The sequence below is a fragment of the Bradyrhizobium sp. genome, assembly GCF_035309285.1.
Classification (GTDB): Bacteria; Pseudomonadota; Alphaproteobacteria; order Rhizobiales; family Xanthobacteraceae; genus Bradyrhizobium.
Genome location: NZ_DATGFH010000008.1, coordinates 49545 through 67845, shown reverse-complemented (window position 1 = coordinate 67845; position 18301 = coordinate 49545). Strand labels below are relative to the sequence as shown.

Here is an 18301-nt window from a genome sequence, read left to right as displayed (position 1 = left end):
AGCAAGAGGGTGGTGGCCGACTGCAAGAGGCAATCTCGTGACAGCCATCATGGTGGCTACCGATGGATCCGCAGGAGCAAGCCGCGCTATTGAAGTCGCGGCAGAACATGCCAAGGCATTGGCGTGCAATCTGCTGGTGGTGACCGTTGCGGATCGGCTCTTGGGAGAAGAGGTGCGACAACTGCCGCACACCGGAGTGAGAACCGGCGAGGTACTGGAGACTTTGACGGCCCAGACGTTGAGAACCGCTGAAGCCCAGGCGCACGAGCTGGGGGTGCAGAGGGTCGAAGTTAAGACATGCTGGGGTGACGTTGCTCAATCCCTGCTTGATATCGCTGTAGGCTCCTCAGTCAAAATGATCATCATCGGCCGGCGGGGTCGGGGCCAATTGGCCGGCCTGCTGCTTGGCAGCGTCTCTCAGAAGCTCGTTAGCCTTGTCCCTGCCCCATCGTCGTCGTTCCCTGGCACCTCATCCGGATAAGGCAGGCCGGCCTCATGCAGCGCGATCTGCCACCCATTTTGGATGCCGCAGCTTTCATTTTCCGTCTTCCTGCATACATGTGTGCTCTGACACTACGTTCACTTTATGTTCTGGCCAACACATGGACAATCGAGTTAATGAAATCCGCTGCGAAATCATTGCCTTGCGAGCAGAAATGGTGCTTGTCGAGGGCACTATGCGTGACCGGATCCGGAATGATCTGGACAGCACGGAGTCCGCGCTTCAGTTGATGGCGATGAGGACACAACTCGCTGCGCTGGTGGCCAAATGGAGGGCGGCCGGCGGGAGCGAACCATTGCCGACCCTTCGAGAGCGGTTCACAGCAAAGCAACCGATTGGCAAGACGCCAAAGACCGTACGCGTCGCTGATTGACGACCTTCCGAGTGGTCGATGGACCGCAATCCGGTTCTGGGATCGGGCAGCTGAAGGCGGCCGGTATAGGTCGGTAGCCTTCTTCTGATGCTACAGGTCGAACGCCTCACCCAATCGCGGCATCTCGACTCGATAGCCTTGCAAATGCTCGGCGAGCTGCCTCATCGCCGGTTCTTCGCTGTGGACGAGGAATGTCGTGTCGCACCCGCCAATTCCGCCCCGCCATGCAAGCAGCTCGCGTTGGTCCGCGTGAGCGGAGAATCCATTGATCGTGTGGACAGTGCTGCGGACCGGAATCTCTTCGCCGAAGAGCCGCACATGCTCGGCTCCGTCGATGATCTGCCGTGCAACCGTGCCCGCGGCAGCAAATCCGACGAAGATGACCGCCGATTCCTTTCGCCACAGATTGTGGCGCAAATGGTGGCGGATCCTGCCTCCGGTACACATGCCGGAACCAGCCATGATGATGGCGCCGCCGGTTATTCTGTTAAGGGCGATCGAATCGGCCGCCTCACGCGCGAAATGCAGATTAGCCGGATGCAGCGGATCGTCGCCTTGACGAAACATACGAGCCGCCTCCGGATCAAGGTACTCGGAATGGCGCTCGAAGATCTCGGTTGCCGAGATCGCCATCGGAGAATCGAGGAAGATTTGTGCGGCCGGCGGCAGCCTGCTGCGCTCCACACCCTGGTGCAGGACGTAAAGGATTTCCTGGGCGCGCTCGAGCGCGAAGGTGGGAATAACGACGTTGCCGCCCCGCGCGACCGCGCTACAGACGGCTGCGTAAAATTCCTCGATCGAGGCGCCGAAAGATCGGTGAAGCCGATCTCCATAAGTCGACTCCATGACGACTAAATCGGCGCGAGCGGGAGGCGCCGGGGGACGCAGCAGCGGGCGCCCGGTATTGCCGATGTCGCCGGAGAAAAGGACCGACCGGACCCGGTCGCCTTCATTCACCTCGATCCGGATGCTCGCAGAACCGAGAATGTGTCCGGCATCAAAGAAGGTCGCGCGAAGCCCCGGCGCGAGCGCAACCGGCTGCTCGTATTCGGCCGCTCTGCCAAACCGATCGAGACAATTGAAGGCGTCGAGGATGGTGTAGAGCGGTGCCCGCCCGCCGCCCTCGTCGCGCCTCCGGCCCGGATAGTCGTGCCGCCTCGCCTCTTCTTCCTGTAGATGCGCTGCATCGACGAGAACGAGGCGTACCAGCTCGCGGGTGGGCGGCGTCGCGATCACCTCGCCTCGAAATCCTCGCTTGGCGAGCAGTGGAAGCCTGCCGCAATGATCTAAGTGAGCGTGGGTAAGGAGGACATAGTCGATCGCCGCTGGTTCGAAGTCGAAAGCTACGCCATTCTCCTCGGCAAGCTCCCGACTTCCCTGGAACATGCCGCAGTCGATGAGAATGCGCCGGTTCAAGCATTCGAGCAGGTGGCAGGAGCCCATTACTCCTCGATCGGCGCCATGAAAGGACAATTTCACGATTCAATCTCCTTGCGGATGGACCGCGGCGCTTCCGATCAGGCACCTTCCGCGGGCAGAAGAAGCGGCCGCCCGACGGCCTCGTACCAATCGAGGATGTCCTGCCACGCATCTTCGGCCGACTCGGCAAACCAGAAGAGATCCCGGTCCTCCGGATCAATGACGCCTTCGTCGACCAGGAAGTCGGGGTCGAATACGCGACGCCAATACGATTCTCCAACCAATATCACGGGCACCGGCGCAATCTTCCGCGTTTGCGCCAACGACAAGACTTCGAACAGCTCGTCCAAGGTGCCGTAGCCGCCCGGAAAGGCTACGAGCGCCCGGGCGCGCATCAGGAAGTGCAGCTTCCGCATAGCGAAGTAGTGGAAGCTGAAACAAAGCTCGGGCGTGACATACGGATTGGGGTACTGCTCCCTCGGAAGCGTGATGTTGAGGCCGATGGATTCGGCTCCGGCGTCGTGGGCGCCTCTGTTGGCGGCCTCCATGATTCCCGGGCCACCGCCGGTCATGATCATGATACGGCCGCCGACGGCCTTTCCGCCGGGAGCTCCGACAATTTGGCCGAACTTGCGGGCGATTTCGTAGTAGCGGCTTTTCTCTGCGATGCTCCGCGCGATTTCGAGATGGCGCCGCAAGGTCTCATCATTCGGGCTTGTTGCGAGCGCCTTGGCGCACGACTCCACTGCTCGCCTGGCGGCTTGTGGTTCACGGATGCGCGTGCTGCCAAAGACGACTATCGTATGGGCCACCTGCTGCTCCTCAAGCAGGTTTTCCGTCTTGAGGAAATCGAGTTGCAGGCGGACGCCGCGCGTCGCATCGCCTCGCAGAAAATCGACATCCTGATCGGCCTCGCGATAGCTCGCCGAGTGCAAGATTCTGCGTAAAGCCTCCGGTGCCCGCGAATCATCCTCAGCCGGCTTGGGCTGCTGTCCTGGAAGGGCCTGGATTCTGTCTTTGGGATGCGCAGGCGCGGGCGTTGAACGCGAGCGGCCATGTCGCTGGCCAATTTCGTCTGTCATGGTCTTTCTCTCCACGCGATTGTTGCGCAGCCGAAGACGATCGATTCGGTGGGTTTTGAGCACGTGCGAAGGCCGGCCAGGAGTGACGGCAGGATGAGAAAGGAGCGTCAGGCTTCGTGATCAAGTGGCGTTGAAAAGCGCCCGGGCTGGGCTTCACGATGGTTGTCCGTTGCTACTTTTGCTGAACACGACTCAGATAATCGATAACAGCGAGGATGCGTATTCGCACGACGACTTCCGGGCTTTGTTCCGGCCCTGCCATCCTCCAATAAGACGGATCAACATTGTGAGGCAAGTTGACAATGGGGTTGAATCGATCCCCCCAAATCGGCATTTCACGATTGCCGTGAGCGGGAATTGCTTTCAATCCATATAAGATTTCATAAACAGCGTTCGTGGGAAAGACCCCGTTGTTGTTCTTGGCCAAGATCGTCAAATCGGGAGGCGGCACCTTGAGCTGCTCGCTGACCGGTCCGTTACCCTTTGCATCCGCACCATGACAACTCGCGCACGAAGACTGAAGTCGCGCTATCGGGAGAGGCGGCGTGTTTGATCACGTCATCGACTTGCAACCAGCCGCGCGGCCCGCCCGGTCGATCGCGAACCGCATATTGGCAAGTCCACCGGTTGAGAACGCGGTAGCGGCGGATCTCAGGCTGATGCGACCTCCCGCGAGCGCAATTTCCGCTCGCCGTGGTTGAGCCATTTAGCAATCCGGAGCCAGGAAACAGCGAGCGTCCTGCTGCCGACAAACAGGCCAAGATGGGTCGAAGGGGCGATCGCAGTTTTCATCAGTGCCGGCGGTGTGCCAAGCAATGAGGCGGTTGCCATCGCTTGCTCCGTCGGTACGATCTCGTCTTCGGCTCCAGCCAACAGAAAGACCGGCGCCGTCACCTGCTCCAGATGAAGCTGACGACCCAAGGCCACGAGCGATCCCCTGGCAATCCGATTCTCTCGAAAAATCCAGTTGACCGTCTGAAGGTAGTAAGCTCCCGGCAGATCCAGCGGCCGGCCATGCCAGCTCGCGAACCGGTCCAGCAATTCTTTCTCGCCGGCAATTTCGGGCGAAAGGCTTCGCTGCAACTCAATCTTGGGATCGGGCGGACTGCTCCAGAACTGGAGCAAATGGCCGCCCCTTACAAGGCCACCCTCGCCGTTCACAAATCCATCGAATGCAGCCTTCGACGCATTCGCCACCATCTGCGAAAGCTCGGACTTGACCGAGATATCGACAGGTGCGCCGACGAGCACGAGCCGCCGAACCTTCTCCGGGAAACGAGCGGCATAGATGAGCGACATCCACCCACCCTGGCAAAGACCAATCAGGTCGACGGGCGGTCCGATTTCGTCGATCGCAACATTGAGATCGGCAAGGTAGCTGTCGATCGACAGGAAGCGCATGTCCGGTGAGGCGGAGCGCCAATCGGTAACAAACACGCGATTCAGGCCCTGGCTCTGGAGCGCATCGACGATGCTATGGCCCGGCGCGAAGTCAGCGATCAATGCGCTGTGCAGCGCATAGGGCGCACAGACCAGGGCCGGAATCCCTGCGCGAGTCCCTGAGAAGTTGCGCAGACGCATGGACGGTAGTTCGAGCGCAATCTTATTTGGCGTCGTCCACGGCAACCCTGCTTCATCGCGCTCGCAAGGATTGCCCAATTGCTGATCGAGCCACCAGAAATACGAGTCGATTGCCGACCGCACCGGTGTCCATGGCCACCACAGGGGATCGAGCACACCGATGGATCCAGGCCGTTTACCCAAGCGCGCTACTCCGCCATAAACTTACCTCGACGACGACGATTCCAGTTCGAAACACTCACGGCTGAACCTCGGCTGCAGGCGACTTTCGGACAAGAATTCGAAGACCGCAGTCTCGGTCGGGCCGCATTCAAGATAGGCCTGGATCATGTTCAGCTGATAGAAGTCTGTGAGGTGCGAGCTTTGCAGGAATTCCATCAGCCTCGCTTCCTTGCTAAGACGCGCTGTCGGGGACGTGCGCGATCTTGTCGGCCGGAAAACGCTTCAAGGCCGCGACGACCTCCTCATCGCCGACCTGGTGGAAATCGCGGTAGAAGTAGCCGATCGCACCCAGTTCCTCGGGTGTATCCAGGCACACGATCGCGTCGACTTCGCAGTGCAGCTTCTTGACCGTGTCGAGCGGCGCCACAGGCACCGCAAGCACAAGCTCCTTAGGTCCCCTGCTGCGGACAGCTTGAATGGCAGCAAGAGTGGTCGCGCCTGTCGCAATACCGTCGTCGATTAAGATCGCGACCTGCCCCTCAACCTTGGCACGCGCCCGATCGCCGAGATAACGTTTGCGCCGCCGTTCGATTTCAGCAAGTTCTACCTTGCAGACGTCATCGAACTTCCGATCGCTGACGCCGCACGATTCAACGATTTCGTTGTTGCGAACAATGGTCGGCTGTCCGCCGTCGGTGACAGCGCCCATCGCAAGCTCCGGCTGGGTGGGCACGCCGATCTTGCGCACGAGCACCAGGTCAAGGGGTGCATCCAGCGCCGCGGCAACTTCGGCCGCGACCGGCACGCCTCCACGTGGCAGCGCCAGAATGATGGGATGGCGGCCTTTGTATTTCATCAACGCTCGCGCCAGCTTTCGACCGGCATCGGTTCGGTTCTGAAACAGCATGTCGAAGGACCCTCTACGATGCCCTGACCGTACCGAGCCCGACTGGGAGAATTGTTGATCAACATCAAGCCGAGCGGCTCATTGTGATGCAATCGGCGAAGCGTCCCTGCCAACAACGGCGCTGCTGAATCGATCTCAAGTTGGCGAGCTCACCGCACAGCTTGTCGTTTGGACTCTCCTCTGGTCCACCATGCAGGTTGTGACGTCGGAGCCTGCCACCGTGTCGACCGGTCGGATCTTGTGCTCGCCGTCTTCGAAACTCCGTTCCTCAAGGGCGCAGAGGTCACGGCCAAGCAAGTGCGTGACCTTCTTCCCGAGCGTCGATGCCGTGTAGCGCAAAGACACGCAGCCGCCCAAGTGCTGTCGAATGTATCGGGATCCATGTCCGCAAGGCGCAGGTCATCGGCGCTCAGCCCGTCCCTGATTGCGCGTGGTGCTTGACGTCGCCCCGCATGATTCTCGCCTGGTCCTGCAGTTGCCTGCGCGCGCGCTTGAAGGCCTCGTCGAGGGCGAATGTCAGGTCGGCGTAGCGTTCATCTTCCTTTGGTGTGCGCCCGATATTGACTTCCCGACCGTTCGGCAGCGCGAGCCAAATGCTCACCTGGTACTGACCGCCGGTCTCGTGACGGTCGCTCGGGCCCTTTACCACGACGCGGCCTGCAGTGACCCGACCAAAACGGGTCTCTAGCTCCGCAATGCGCTGATTAATAGCTGCCTGAAGCTTGGGTGAATTCTCGGCACTCTCGACTTCAATTTGCGCTGGCGTTTGCATGAGCGCCTCCAATTTTGCATCAAAAATTTGGACCATACCTCCGGGGATCGGCCTTGAGCAGGATCAACTCCCTGCCCTCAGCTCCGCTGGGTGTGTGACGGAACCCGAAAAGCATAGGCGAAAAGCGTAAGCTGCGGTCCATCGCCGGGTGGCGCCTGTCCTTCATGATCCGGCCATGCCGACACGTTCGGAAGTTTTAGCGTCCCCGATCTCCGCTTGAGAGATTGTAGCCTCGGATGTTTTGAAGCAGCAATCCACAGAGGGTGAAGGGAGGGTGTCCGCCGCCGCAAGCGCGCAGGGCTGATTCTGGACACTACGCGACCTATCCGGATTAGGCGGAGCCTGCACTGGAGTAGCTTGTCACCTTCATTGCCGGAATAAGCCTGCGGTCCTCGCCTTTGCGGCAGATCAAAGGTTGGAGGGCGCTTAGGGATATCAAGGTTGGCATGCCTTGGTGAGGTGAGTGCATGGACCGCAGGATGGCATTGGAACACTTGGCAACAACCGAGAAGGGGATCGCCCTCGGTGAGCGTCACATCGCGCGCGAGGAGCAGATGATTGCGGATCTGGATCGCGCGGGCGCGGATACGAAACTGGCGCTTGCAGTGTTGGCGACATATCGACAAACACAGGCCGAACATGTCGCGCACCGCAATCGGCTCCTCAAGATGCTGCGGGAGCCTTGCACTACTGCCACGATACCTTTGCCGGGTCGTTACGATCCTGCGGGGCCGCTCCCATGCAAGGGTCTAATGTCCGTTGATCCTGACGATCTGAGTGCTGTCGTGCGGTACGCGTTAGAATCGACCCATGCTACGGCAATATGTCCCTTTCATTCGGACGTGAGGGTTCGGGTTGGCGACGACGCGGCTGAAAGTCATGCCTGGGCTCGCGCCCGAAACATCGTCAAGAGCGACGGCAAAAAATGGAAAGCAGAAGTTCTCACCGAAGAGTTTGGTCAGCAGCTCTCGAAAGCCGCAGACGGTTATTGTCCTCAGTGTAGGCACGACAATCTGATTGATCCGAGACAGTGAAGCGCGCCACGGATATTGACAAGGAAGCCAAGCGTCCGCGTTCAGGCAACTGCGGTAAGGCTCTGGTGCAGGTGGGCATTGTAATATCGATAGCTTTTATAGCCCTCCTGGATCACGTTGTTGAGGTATCTGAATGGCCGTACCAACTCTCCTTACAGGTCCGGGCAAGCCGCTTCCGCTAGGGTTGAGCCAGTCGGATACCGGCTTCAACCTCGCAGTATTTAGTCGCCACGCAACAGGTGTCGGGCTGCTCGTCTTTGATAGCGATGACCGAGAGCCAGTCGAGGTTATCGCACTTGATCCAAGCAGCAATCGCAGCGGCGATATCTGGCATGCGCAACTAAGTTCCGATATTCGAGGCAAGGGCTACGCACTGCGGGTCGAAGGACCATGGTGTCCTGACCACGGTCATCGCTTCGATCCGCGGCTGCCATTGATCGATCCCTACGCGATAGCCCTGACGGGCACTTCCGATTGGCACAAAGTGGACGTTGATCTCCTCGGTAAGCAGCCAAATGCGTTAGTTCGCGCATTGGTGACTGACGTCGAATTTGACTGGCAGGGAGATACCCCTCCCCGGCTTCCTTGGTCGGAGACTGTGATTTATGAGACGCATCTCCGCGGACTGACCGTTCACCCGCTTTCCGGCGTAGTTCATCGTGGAAGTTACCTCGGGGTGATCGAAACAATTCCCTATCTATGCGTGCTTGGCATAACGGCCATCGAGTTGATGCCGGTGCAAGAATTCAGCGAATTTGAAATGGGACACCGGACGGGAAAACCCCTGCGCAACTATTGGGGCTACAATCCGGTCGCGCTCTTTGCACCCAAGGCGGGTTATGCCAGCACGAGCCGGCCCGGTGCGGCGGTCGCCGAATTCAAAACGATGGTTCGCGAGCTGCATCGGGCGGGAATCGAAGTTATCCTGGATGTGGTCTTCAATCACACCGCGGAAGCGGGCGAGCACGGCCCCACATTCAGCTTTCGCGGATTGGACAACTCAATCTACTATTTGCTGGAGCCGGAAACCGGCTGTTACATCGACTACACCGGGTGTGGCAACACGCTGAACTGTAATCACCCCGTTGTTCGTTCTTTGATCATGGACTGTCTGCGCCACTGGGTGAGTTCTTTTCACATTGATGGTTTTCGCTTCGATCTGGCATCCATCCTCGGCCGGGATACGGAGGGCAGATTGCTCGCTAATCCGCCTTTGTTGGGACAGATTGCCGAGGACCCATTGCTGCGTCACACCAAGCTGATCGCAGAAGCATGGGATCTCGGCGGCGCCTTTCAGGTCGGCCACTTTCCAGGTCGACGATGGGCCGAGTGGAACTCCTGCTTTCGTGATGATGTTCGTCGCTTTTGGCGCGGGGATCCCGGGATGGCGGGAGCGTTCGCAACACGACTTTGCGGAAGTGCTGATCTGTACCATCGAGATCAGGAAAGTCCGATTAACAGCATCAATTTCGTGACTTGCCACGATGGATTCACGCTCAGTGATTTGGTCAGCTATGCTCGTAAGCACAATGAGGCGAACGGCGACAACAATCGGGACGGTGTTACCGAAAACTATAGTGAGAACAACGGTGTTGAGGGTCCCACCGAAGATGATGCAATCGAGTCTGTCCGGCTGCGCCAGATCAAGAATTTTTTGGTTACTCTGCTGGCTTCGCGCGGCGTCCCCATGCTGCTGGGAGGTGACGAGTTACGCCGGAGCCAACGGGGCAATAACAATGCGTATTGCCAGGACAACGAGATTTCCTGGTATGATTGGAGACTGGCTCACGAGAACGCCGGCCTTCGACGCTTCGTCAGCCGATTGATCGCATTTCGCAAAGCACATTTGGTGCTCCGGGCGGAAGCTTTCTACTCAGACCTCGAAATCGCCTGGTTCGGGATCGACGGCGGCCCTCCGGAGTGGCACAGCCGCGAGAATCGAATCGGCTGCACGATCCGCGAAGGTTCATCGTCGGCGTTATGCTTACTGTTTAACGCGGGGTCTCGGCCGTGCCGGTTCGTGTTGCCGGCACCGCCAAGTGGCAAATGGCGAGTCGCAATCGACACCGCACAAACATCCCCTGCTGACATGCCCGATCGGGGCTGTGAGCGGACGCTGGTCGGCGAGGCAAACCTGATCGAACGCTCGTCAGTTATTCTAGCGTGCTGATGGCAAAGGTCCGCGCGGATGGCGCTGTTAGCCAGCCTGTCGCGATAGAGGAAGGACATTGTCCGTGCCCGCCTTGCCGCGTTGTTCATGTTGATGGCGAGTTTCCAAGACGCTGCCATGGTGTGAAGCCGAAGGCGGCGTGTCTCGTTCGAATTCCGTGGCAGCGGCGTTCGGTGCGATCTTGCGATAGATTGCGAAGTAGCGCCGCGCAGAGTCGCTCCAATCGAACCGGCGGCTCATGGCGCGCTGCTGCATCTTGCGCCATCGGGTCGGTCGAGCGTAAAACGCGATCGCGCGATCGAGGCAGCCCAGCATCGCCGAGGTAGTCGCCTCGCGAAAGGCAAAGCCCGTGGCACTGCCGCCGCGAATTGTCCATTCGGTTGCATCCACGATCGTATCGGAGAGTCCTCCGACGTGGCGTACAATCGGAAGCGTGCCATAGTGCATTGCATACAGGGGTGTCAGCCCGCACGGCTCGAAGCGGCTCGGATGCAGGAGAAGGTCTGCCCCCGCCTGCAGGCGATGGGCAAGCGGTTCTTCATAGCCGATCCGCACCGAAAGCCGACCCTTGTAGTGCTGCGCTGCGTCCTGGAGCTTTGCTTCGAGGATCGGATCTCCTTCGCCCAACAGGGCGAGTTGCACGTCGCGTTCAAGGACCATGTGCAATGCATGATAAACGACGGCGGCCATCTTTTGATCGGTGATCCGGCTGAGCCACGCTATCAATGGTCTGTCGGGATCGACCGTCAGCCCCAGTTCGTGCTGGAGAGCCAGCTTGCATGTACACTTGCCTGAAAGGTCGTCAGCCGTGAAATTTGCGGCAAGATGTTCGTCATGTGAAGGATTCCAGACGTCGTAATCAACTCCGTTGAGAATGCCGCTCAAATCGTTCGCGCGATGACGCAACAAGCCGTCGAGGCCGCAGCCATAATCGGGCGTCATGATCTCGCGCGCGTAAGATGGACTGACGGTCGTAATGCGGTCACTGAACTGAATCCCAGCCTTGAGGAACGATACATTTCCATAGAATTCCACGCCTCCCGAGGAGAACAGGTCGTCGGATATGTCAATCAAGGGCAAGACCGATCGCGGAAACAGTCCCTGATAAGCCAGATTATGGATCGTAAAAACGGTTGCCGGGCGATGGCCGGGCTGTTTCGCGAGCAGAAGGGCGAGCAGGCCTGTGTGCCAATCATTCGCATGCACAACGTCGGCCTGCCAATCGCTCACAAGCTCGCCACGCGCCAGACTGGCCGCAACGTGGCAGAAGGCGGCGAACCGCTGCGCATTGTCCGGCCACTCGCGGCCCGTCTCGTCCCGATAGGGGCCGCCCGGACGATCATAGAGGGCTGGGGCACCAACGAGCCAAACCGGCACTCCACTATCCGGCATCCGGCCACTGATAAGATGAATTGCGCCGTTCCGCGAGGGGATTTGCGCCATGACAGATTTGTCAGCCAAGGCCGACAAGGCCCGCCGATACGCCGGCAGGATCAGCCTCACATCAACGCCGAGCTCTCGGAGCGCGCGCGGCAGCGCCCCGCTCACGTCACCAAGCCCACCTGTCTTGACAATTGGATAGGCTTCGGCGGACGCGAAAAGCACGCGCATAAGATTCTCCAATTACAACTTCTTGATAGTAAAACGCGAAAATAATGGATCGACAGGAGCGACTGCAATTGACGCACATCAACTCTCGCCAAATTGCGCAATCCTAAATATCAAATGTGTGCCGATCCGGTCCCCTTGGCGGGGCGACGCCGTCGCAGGTTTGGCGGGCAAGGTGAGACGGGACTGTATGAGTTCTATTGAGCCATTTGTGCGGCGCACTCACATCGCATATTTCTCGATGGAGATCGCGCTCCGGCCCGAAATGCACACCTATGCCGGCGGCCTTGGCGTACTCGCCGGCGACACCGCTCGCTCGGCTGCCGATCTAGAACTTCCTATAGTTTTCGTGAGCTTGGTCAGCCGGGCCGGCTATGTTCGTCAGGAAATCGATGCCCAAGGGCGTCAGCTGACGGGCCCCAATCCATGGACTCCGGAGCAATTCACGGAGCCTCTCGAAGCCATGGTGGCGGTGTCAATCGAAGGACGCGAGGTGTGGATCCGCCCGTGGCTCTTTTGTTTGACCTGCCCAGTCGGCTACCGCATACCGGTGCTGCTGCTCGACACCGACCTCGATCAGAACAGTCCTGACAACCGGCGGATCACCGATCATCTGTATGGCGGTGACGAAGCCTATCGTCTCAAGCAGGAAATCGTGCTCGGAATCGGTGGCGCCCGCATACTGCAGGCGCTTGGTTTCAACATCGAGACCTATCATCTCAATGAAGGACATGCCGCGCTTCTCACGCTTCACTTACTTCGCCGCGTCCGTGAACCGGCTGAGGATGTTGCGTCGGGAGAGTCGCCGTACGATTACGCACGGGTACGCGAATATTGCATTTTTACGACTCATACGCCGATCGAAGCCGCGTTTGATAAGTTTCCCTATCCGTTGGTTGAGCGCTTGTTGGGCGACTACATCGAGATCACCGAAATCAAACGGTTTGCCGGCCAGGATCATCTCAATATGACCCAACTGGCGCTGCACCTCAGCGGGCGCATCAACGGCGTTTCCGAGCGCCATGCCGAAACAACGAGTCACCTTTTCCCCGGCTATCGCGTGCGCGCCATCACCAATGGGGTGCACGCGCCGACCTGGACCCACCGCAGCTTTGCGAATCTGTATCAGTCGCACTTTCCACACTGGGCCCACGAGCCGGAAATCCTGACGCGCGCAGACCAACTTTCTGATGAGTCGGTCTGGGATGCACATGAAGAGGCGAAGAGCGATCTGTTGGCACAGATCAAGAATAGGTCGGCCACCTCGTTGCGGCTCGATGTGCCGCTGATCGCCTTCGCACGGCGCATGACGCAGTATAAGCGCCCCGACCTGTTGTTCAGCGATCTCGACCGCATTACCGCAATTGCGCGTCAGCGCGCGTTTCAGGTCGTGTTCGCAGGAATTGCGCACCCAAACGACGAGTTGGGGCGAAGTCTGATCGAGACCATCAATCATCACATTCGTCAGATCGCAAATGCGATTCCGGTTGTGTTTCTGCCCAATTACGACATTCGGCTCGCGGCGAGCCTGGTTTCAGGTGCGGACGTCTGGCTCAATACGCCGCAGCCTCCGTTGGAAGCCTCCGGCACGAGCGGCATGAAAGCGGCGCTCAATGGCGTCCTGAATTTGAGCGTGCTGGATGGCTGGTGGCTGGAAGCTCATATCGAAGGCGTGACGGGTTGGGCAATCGGAAACGATGGTGGGACCACCGATAAGCCCGCCGGGGGTACCGACGATCTTTACCGCAAGCTCGAGCAAGTCGTGCTGCCGCTCTACTACGAAGACAGGCCGCGCTGGATCTGGATGATGAAGCAGTCCATCAGCAAGATCGGTTCCTATTTCAACAGCGCGCGCATGATGCGCCGCTATGCGACCGAAGCGTACATTCGATGAGCCGCAACAAGCGGCATTCACGAAACGACAACTAAGGCAGTTTTCCTTCTAGAGCGATGAGCGGTCGGACAACTGAAGTGCTTACATTTTTCCAATTGATTTGAGTCAACGACATCTCTTGGTCCCCGGTAGACTCAAGCCAGAGGTGAAATCGACCTTTGGAGATGCGCATGTCTTCACCAAGTGTTGTCGTCATTGGCGCCGGTATCGCAGGACTTTGCACGGCGGTTTATGCACGAAGATGCGGCTATCAAGTTGAAGTCGTTGAGCAGCACGACAGCCCCGGAGGTCTGGCGACCAGCTGGCGAAGGGCGGATTATACATTCGAGACCTGCCTTCATTGGTTCACAGGCGCCCGTCCCAAAGGAGCGCTGAATGCTCAGTGGCGGGAGGTATTTGACATTGAGAGACTGAGGTTCGCTTATCCCGAAGAATTTGCGCGAGTGGAGACCGAGCATGGCGAGCGCTTATGCATTTATTCGAATGTCGACCGGCTGGAAGCCGAGCTGCTGCACCAGGCCCCGGAGGATGCTGCGGAAATCCGTCACCTGATCGCGACGATTCGGCGGCTCAGCAACTTCCCGATGCCGGATCCAAGCGAGCCGCGGCCTCGCAGGGGATTAGAGCTCTTGCGGGTGGCGCGGTACATGCCGCTGCTGCGATGGTGGTCGGGTTTGAGCATCCGCGACTATGGCGAACGCTTTCATAACAAGCTCTTGAGATCCTTTTTCGGCTCCGGCGAGGGGGCGCAGCCCGGTAGCGAGAAAAACCCGCGCGTCAAGGGGCAACCGCGTCATTTTTGGCCTGTTCGCCTGATGTCTGCTCCGACAGCGGCGGAATAGCAGACATCCTCTCAAATACCGTCAGCTTCGAGCCTAAGTGGTTTAGCGTTGGTCGACACTCGGTTGTGACGGAGGCGGAGTGCGACGGACCAGCCAGACGCAGAAATTTGTCGCCGCGCCGAGGAATGTCGGCGGCTAGCCGACATCGGACCTGGCGCGAAGATGGGCGTTGATTACCTGAAAAATGGCCGAGTGCTATCAGACTTTGGCGCGAGAGGAGCTGCGCTAACGCCTCCCGCTGATCAATCCGGCTTGATATCAGCGCCGCGCTCGCCGCACGCAGAGTCCAGGTTATCCGTCTCAGAGGGTCGCACACCGTCGGGCCAGCGCGGCGTTTAAGCTGCGGTTCTGATCGCGCGCTAGGTCACGCCACGCCAGAGCGACACGCACCCAATTCAGCCGCTCAAGCTCGCAGGTGGCCGCAGCGGCCATCGCCATGGCCGCTTCCGCCTCAGCCTGATGATCGTCTTCAATGCCCATCATGACGAGTGATCTTGATCCGGGACGATTAACCTTCCACGACCGAAATTGGTTTCTCCGTAGAAATACTGCCCCTAGAGGGCCTCGTGTGGGCAGTTCCTCTCCCGACTTCAATCTCGCGCGAACAGCTCCGCGCCTCCTGCCGGCGAAGCGCACGTAAGTGCTGCTCTTCATGCAGTGTCGCGCGCTCGATCCCGGCGCGGAAGTCGTCGCAACCGTTGTCCGCTCTGAGAGACGGCTCGTTCGAGGTGGGCCTCAGTGGTCCAGAGTCTCGGTAGCGAAGGCGACGCTTTCGTTTACGCAAAACGCACAAAAACGAGTTCTCGCGTCGCCATTCTCAAACCAAAACGCCGTTCCCGAGTCTCTCGGTTCGGCAACCCAATCTGTCTTCGCGTCGCGAGAGACGCGATATGCTACCCCTCGCAATTGATCCAACTCCTTGCCGCGCGCTCGTACTATCACACAGTAGTTCATGGAGCGGCTCCCAGGTACGAAGATCTAGTCTGCGTCGCGACCAAATCAGAGGGCCTAAGTATGCCGTTTGCCCCAAGGCCTCGCGCTAACCTGTGTTATGGTTCAGGGGTCAGTTTCTTGCCTGAAAAGCTGAGCAGAGCTTCTTCACCCGTTCCCTCGTTGCGTTTGTGGCGCGGCTATTGGCCGGGCTTCGCGATGACCGTGTGGTGCGCTACTTGGGAACCGGGATGTGACGGTAGCGGCGCACCCGAAATGGCCCATACAGCAAGGCCCACTGCCACAGCGGTCGCAATGTAAAACAGCGAGTGCTTCACGGCTTGCTCCATCCCGTGCGGTAAAGGTAGCAAGACCGGTCGCCCCTGTGAGTTGGACAATCGGCGAATACGGGGGGTAGCTCGTTCGGACGGCGGTCGGGGTCATCTGCCACCGTTGTCATAAAAAAGAAGCCACCCCTTAAGGCGACCTCCCTCTCGCAGGACCTTCCTGCAAGCCCCGCGATTTGAAAATGATCGTGCCCAATCCTTGGCCTCATTGATTCAAGTCAACTTCACATTGAGGCACTTGTGTTGGACTTCAGCGTCACGACGAAGAAAGGCATGGTGTCAGCGGATTAGACCTCATGGACCGAAGGATGGAGTAGTACGACGATGAGCGAGAACGTACACCTTTCTCTGAAACTAAGTATCGTGTGCCTGTTGCTGTTTCTGAATGGTGTCACCGCTGTTATCCAGCATTCGAATTGGTTCGAATGATCGCAGGCCGCGGCTAGAATTATCCTATGAACCACTAAGGCGTGCAGGCCACGACCCTCGCGACTCATCGCCGGATGCGTCCTGTTGTTGATCTTCAACCGCCTCTCAGCCGTTCCGTACGCCTGGCAAGCGGTGCCTGTTGCGTCTCTCACGACGGTGCGGGCGGTGTGCCTGACTTGACCCACATCAATTCGAAAAGCGTCACGATCAGATATCGTGGATCTTTCGCCAATGGAGCGGCAAATGGTCGGAAAGCTTTTCTCCATAAGATTCCGCGTGGCGCCGATCGCATCGGTCATCGCGATGGCCGGCCTTTTTGGTGAGGCGGCAGCGCAACCCTTTGGTCCCGGCGGCGCCTTCATGGGTCCGGGCATGATGACGGGAGCCGGTCCAATGATGGGGCGCCATGGCTTTGGCACGTGCGGCCCGGCAGTCAGCGGTTTCGTCGAGCGGCGGACGGAGCGTCTTGTAGAGGACATCAAGCTTTCCGACAGCCAGCGCGCGAAGTTCGAGGAATTCAAGGCCGCCTCGGTCAAGGCGGCCGACACGATGCGTGCCGCCTGTCAGCAGGACATTCCCGGTACGATCATCGATCGCGCGGAGGCCATGGAAAAGCGAATGGATGCGATGTTGCAAGCCATTCGCGCTACGCGCCCCGCGCTTGAGGCATTTTACGCGACGTTGGATGAAGACCAGAAGTCAAAGTTGAATTCACCCACCGAACGGGGATGGTGGCACCGACGCAATTACTGGTGAGATCTACAAATCAAACTGCTCCTCGTGGCACTCCCAGCGTGCCAAGGGCATGGAGTCCTGTATGCACGCCCATCACATCATGACCCGCAAGGTAATTTCGGTCACTCCGGAGACTACCATTGTCGAAGCAGCAAACCTTATGCTCCGGAATCATGTGAGCGGGCTTCCGGTGGTAGACAAGGCGGGCGGCGTCGTGGGCATCGTGTCAGAGGGTCACTTCCTTCGCCGGGACGAGATCGGCACGCCGCGCAAGCGCGGTCGTTTGCTGACTTTCTTTCTCGGCTATGGCGGCTCTGCTGAGGATTATGTCCGCGAGCATGGGCGCAGGGTATCCGAAGCGATGACGCCCGCGCCGGTGACGGTCAGGGAGGATACCCCGCTGCCGGAACTCGTGTCTCTGATGGAGATCAACAAGATCAAGCGTATTCCGGTCAACAGCAGCCGGTAGCAGGCCTCGCTCTTGATGTGAGCCTGGCGGAACCAGCCGGTGCGCATCAGATGCGCAACTGGCGGAATTGGAATGCTTCACCAAGCGCGTCTTCCGGTCGCCCCGGCGGGACGGTTCGCAAAGGCCGCATCCTGATCCGTCAGCATTCCTGACGGGCCAGATTGTCCGCAGCTCGAGTGGGCCGCTGCCATTCGGAAATACCCTTAAGCAACCCACCCGAATTTCGAAAGCGGCCTTCTTGCGATATCAGAGACGTTGCCCACGCCTACCAGCAGTGAACTCAACTCAGGAGGCCAGCATGATCTCGACGCTTTCAAGAACCTTCGGTTCGCAAAATAGCTCACGCACTGACACTGACCGTCCGTTCTCGAAGCAGCGATTCATCGAATTCGAGCTTGAGCGATCCCGTGACTCTCGTCGCCGTCTTCGGGTTCTTTCAAGCGCCAGAAGACTGACTGCATTGTTTCACCACGATATGAAAGATCGCCATGGCCTCCGCTAGGAAGCGCTGCCACCGGCCCTCTCAGTTGGCCGGTCGAAACACTCGGTCAGGCTGAAGCGCGGCATCCGACGATAGAGCGGATACGTTGGGTAGCCTCTTTCGTACATGTCAGGACGGTCGATTTGGGCGTGTGGGATGTCGTGCATCTCCAGAGCCTGTTTGGTGATCTCACAGCGGCGACCGGTCTTCGCGCTGCTCCAATCTCTTGCGAAACAGGATGGCGCCATCAGCATGGCTGACAACACAGGCATGGCCTTTCGCAAAATGCCTCAGGCGTGCAGCGCACGTGTCGTCGGATCCGAACAGACGCTCATAGTCCCGTGCTGAGATTTGAAAGAGCCCTCCTTCCACGAGGCCGTCGAGCTTCTCCTGAAGCTCCGGCAAGGTGAAATTCCAGCGCAGCGGGGTCATTCTGCTACCTCATAGCTCGCCGAGCGGCCAAACTCGGCTCCAGGTCCGCACTCAATTCAAAGCGGCCAATCATGCCAATCACCTCGTCGGCGCAATGCGCGAACTCTTTGAACAAAAATAGGCGACTACGCA

16 protein-coding genes and 1 pseudogene are annotated in these 18301 nt (G+C 58.9%); 8 read left to right on the top strand and 9 right to left on the bottom strand.

What is annotated here, in order from left to right; all coding sequences use genetic code 11:
* Nucleotides 1–37: 37 nt before the first annotated feature.
* Both VKR55_RS02965 and VKR55_RS02960 read left to right on the top strand, forming a co-directional pair.
* Nucleotides 38–481, top strand: a complete 444-nt coding sequence (locus VKR55_RS02965; protein WP_324399498.1) for a universal stress protein — start codon at nucleotides 38–40, stop codon at nucleotides 479–481.
* Nucleotides 482–602: 121 nt separating this feature from the next.
* Nucleotides 603–875 carry a hypothetical protein gene (locus VKR55_RS02960; RefSeq protein ID WP_324399496.1) on the top strand — a complete coding sequence of 91 codons (273 nt, stop codon included), beginning with the start codon at nucleotides 603–605 and terminating at the stop codon, nucleotides 873–875.
* Between the two features lie 90 nt (nucleotides 876–965).
* Here VKR55_RS02960 and VKR55_RS02955 read toward each other — a convergent pair whose 3' ends face one another.
* The 6 genes from VKR55_RS02955 to VKR55_RS02930 form a co-directional block, all read right to left on the bottom strand.
* Entirely contained in the window at nucleotides 966–2318 is a 1353-nt protein-coding gene (locus tag VKR55_RS02955) for an MBL fold metallo-hydrolase (RefSeq protein WP_324399494.1), read from the bottom strand.
* Between the two features lie 74 nt (nucleotides 2319–2392).
* The gene (locus VKR55_RS02950; RefSeq protein ID WP_324399492.1) at nucleotides 2393–3376 is read right to left on the bottom strand and encodes an LOG family protein; all 984 of its coding nucleotides are present in this window, start codon (nucleotides 3374–3376) and stop codon (nucleotides 2393–2395) included.
* A gap of 172 nt (nucleotides 3377–3548) precedes the next feature.
* The gene (locus VKR55_RS02945; RefSeq protein ID WP_324399490.1) at nucleotides 3549–3803 is read right to left on the bottom strand and encodes a hypothetical protein; all 255 of its coding nucleotides are present in this window, start codon (nucleotides 3801–3803) and stop codon (nucleotides 3549–3551) included.
* A gap of 224 nt (nucleotides 3804–4027) precedes the next feature.
* Nucleotides 4028–5113, bottom strand: a complete 1086-nt coding sequence (locus tag VKR55_RS02940; RefSeq protein ID WP_324399488.1) for an alpha/beta fold hydrolase — start codon at nucleotides 5111–5113, stop codon at nucleotides 4028–4030.
* Nucleotides 5114–5351: 238 nt separating this feature from the next.
* Nucleotides 5352–6026 carry a phosphoribosyltransferase gene (locus tag VKR55_RS02935; protein ID WP_324399486.1) on the bottom strand — a complete coding sequence of 225 codons (675 nt, stop codon included), beginning with the start codon at nucleotides 6024–6026 and terminating at the stop codon, nucleotides 5352–5354.
* A 409-nt stretch (nucleotides 6027–6435) separates the two neighbouring features.
* Entirely contained in the window at nucleotides 6436–6798 is a 363-nt protein-coding gene (locus VKR55_RS02930) for an HPF/RaiA family ribosome-associated protein (protein ID WP_324399484.1), read from the bottom strand.
* A 467-nt stretch (nucleotides 6799–7265) separates the two neighbouring features.
* On the opposite strand from VKR55_RS02930, the gene VKR55_RS02925 reads away from it, so the two are divergent.
* Entirely contained in the window at nucleotides 7266–7832 is a 567-nt protein-coding gene (locus VKR55_RS02925) for a hypothetical protein (RefSeq protein ID WP_324399482.1), read from the top strand.
* 133 nt (nucleotides 7833–7965) lie between these two features.
* Nucleotides 7966–10002 carry a glycogen debranching protein GlgX gene (gene glgX / locus VKR55_RS02920; RefSeq protein WP_324399480.1) on the top strand — a complete coding sequence of 679 codons (2037 nt, stop codon included), beginning with the start codon at nucleotides 7966–7968 and terminating at the stop codon, nucleotides 10000–10002.
* Between the two features lie 27 nt (nucleotides 10003–10029).
* Here glgX and glgA read toward each other — a convergent pair whose 3' ends face one another.
* Entirely contained in the window at nucleotides 10030–11613 is a 1584-nt protein-coding gene (gene glgA, locus VKR55_RS02915; RefSeq protein ID WP_324399478.1) for a glycogen synthase GlgA, read from the bottom strand.
* A 187-nt stretch (nucleotides 11614–11800) separates the two neighbouring features.
* On the opposite strand from glgA, the gene glgP reads away from it, so the two are divergent.
* Together glgP and VKR55_RS02905 are read left to right on the top strand one after the other, a co-directional pair.
* Nucleotides 11801–13504, top strand: coding sequence for an alpha-glucan family phosphorylase (gene glgP / locus VKR55_RS02910; protein WP_324399476.1), 1704 nt, complete (start codon nucleotides 11801–11803; stop codon nucleotides 13502–13504).
* Nucleotides 13505–13674: 170 nt separating this feature from the next.
* Nucleotides 13675–14346, top strand: coding sequence for a phytoene desaturase family protein (locus tag VKR55_RS02905; protein WP_324399474.1), 672 nt, complete (start codon nucleotides 13675–13677; stop codon nucleotides 14344–14346).
* A gap of 300 nt (nucleotides 14347–14646) precedes the next feature.
* On the opposite strand, the gene VKR55_RS02900 is transcribed toward VKR55_RS02905, so the two are convergent.
* Nucleotides 14647–14829, bottom strand: coding sequence for a hypothetical protein (locus VKR55_RS02900; protein ID WP_324399472.1), 183 nt, complete (start codon nucleotides 14827–14829; stop codon nucleotides 14647–14649).
* Between the two features lie 1466 nt (nucleotides 14830–16295).
* Here VKR55_RS02900 and VKR55_RS02895 point away from each other — a divergent pair.
* Together VKR55_RS02895 and VKR55_RS02890 are read left to right on the top strand one after the other, a co-directional pair.
* Entirely contained in the window at nucleotides 16296–16808 is a 513-nt protein-coding gene (locus VKR55_RS02895) for a Spy/CpxP family protein refolding chaperone (protein WP_324399471.1), read from the top strand.
* Between the two features lie 61 nt (nucleotides 16809–16869).
* A pseudogene (locus VKR55_RS02890) lies at nucleotides 16870–17241 on the top strand (CBS domain-containing protein); the annotation flags it as partial.
* A gap of 685 nt (nucleotides 17242–17926) precedes the next feature.
* Here VKR55_RS02890 and VKR55_RS02885 read toward each other — a convergent pair.
* Nucleotides 17927–18169, bottom strand: coding sequence for a hypothetical protein (locus VKR55_RS02885; RefSeq protein ID WP_324399470.1), 243 nt, complete (start codon nucleotides 18167–18169; stop codon nucleotides 17927–17929).
* Nucleotides 18170–18301: the final 132 nt, after the last annotated feature.

Coding starts and splice junctions, on each gene's coding strand:
- VKR55_RS02950 (WP_324399492.1), bottom strand. CDS start 3,376: ATGACAGACGAAATTGGCCAGCGACATGGCCGCTCGCGTTCAACGCCC.
- VKR55_RS02930 (WP_324399484.1), bottom strand. CDS start 6,798: ATGCAAACGCCAGCGCAAATTGAAGTCGAGAGTGCCGAGAATTCACCC.
- VKR55_RS02935 (WP_324399486.1), bottom strand. CDS start 6,026: ATGCTGTTTCAGAACCGAACCGATGCCGGTCGAAAGCTGGCGCGAGCG.
- VKR55_RS02885 (WP_324399470.1), bottom strand. CDS start 18,169: ATGACCCCGCTGCGCTGGAATTTCACCTTGCCGGAGCTTCAGGAGAAG.
- VKR55_RS02900 (WP_324399472.1), bottom strand. CDS start 14,829: ATGATGGGCATTGAAGACGATCATCAGGCTGAGGCGGAAGCGGCCATG.
- VKR55_RS02960 (WP_324399496.1), top strand. CDS start 603: ATGGACAATCGAGTTAATGAAATCCGCTGCGAAATCATTGCCTTGCGA.
- VKR55_RS02925 (WP_324399482.1), top strand. CDS start 7,266: ATGGACCGCAGGATGGCATTGGAACACTTGGCAACAACCGAGAAGGGG.
- glgA (WP_324399478.1), bottom strand. CDS start 11,613: ATGCGCGTGCTTTTCGCGTCCGCCGAAGCCTATCCAATTGTCAAGACA.
- glgX (WP_324399480.1), top strand. CDS start 7,966: ATGGCCGTACCAACTCTCCTTACAGGTCCGGGCAAGCCGCTTCCGCTA.
- VKR55_RS02955 (WP_324399494.1), bottom strand. CDS start 2,318: ATGGGCTCCTGCCACCTGCTCGAATGCTTGAACCGGCGCATTCTCATC.
- glgP (WP_324399476.1), top strand. CDS start 11,801: ATGAGTTCTATTGAGCCATTTGTGCGGCGCACTCACATCGCATATTTC.
- VKR55_RS02905 (WP_324399474.1), top strand. CDS start 13,675: ATGTCTTCACCAAGTGTTGTCGTCATTGGCGCCGGTATCGCAGGACTT.
- VKR55_RS02895 (WP_324399471.1), top strand. CDS start 16,296: ATGGTCGGAAAGCTTTTCTCCATAAGATTCCGCGTGGCGCCGATCGCA.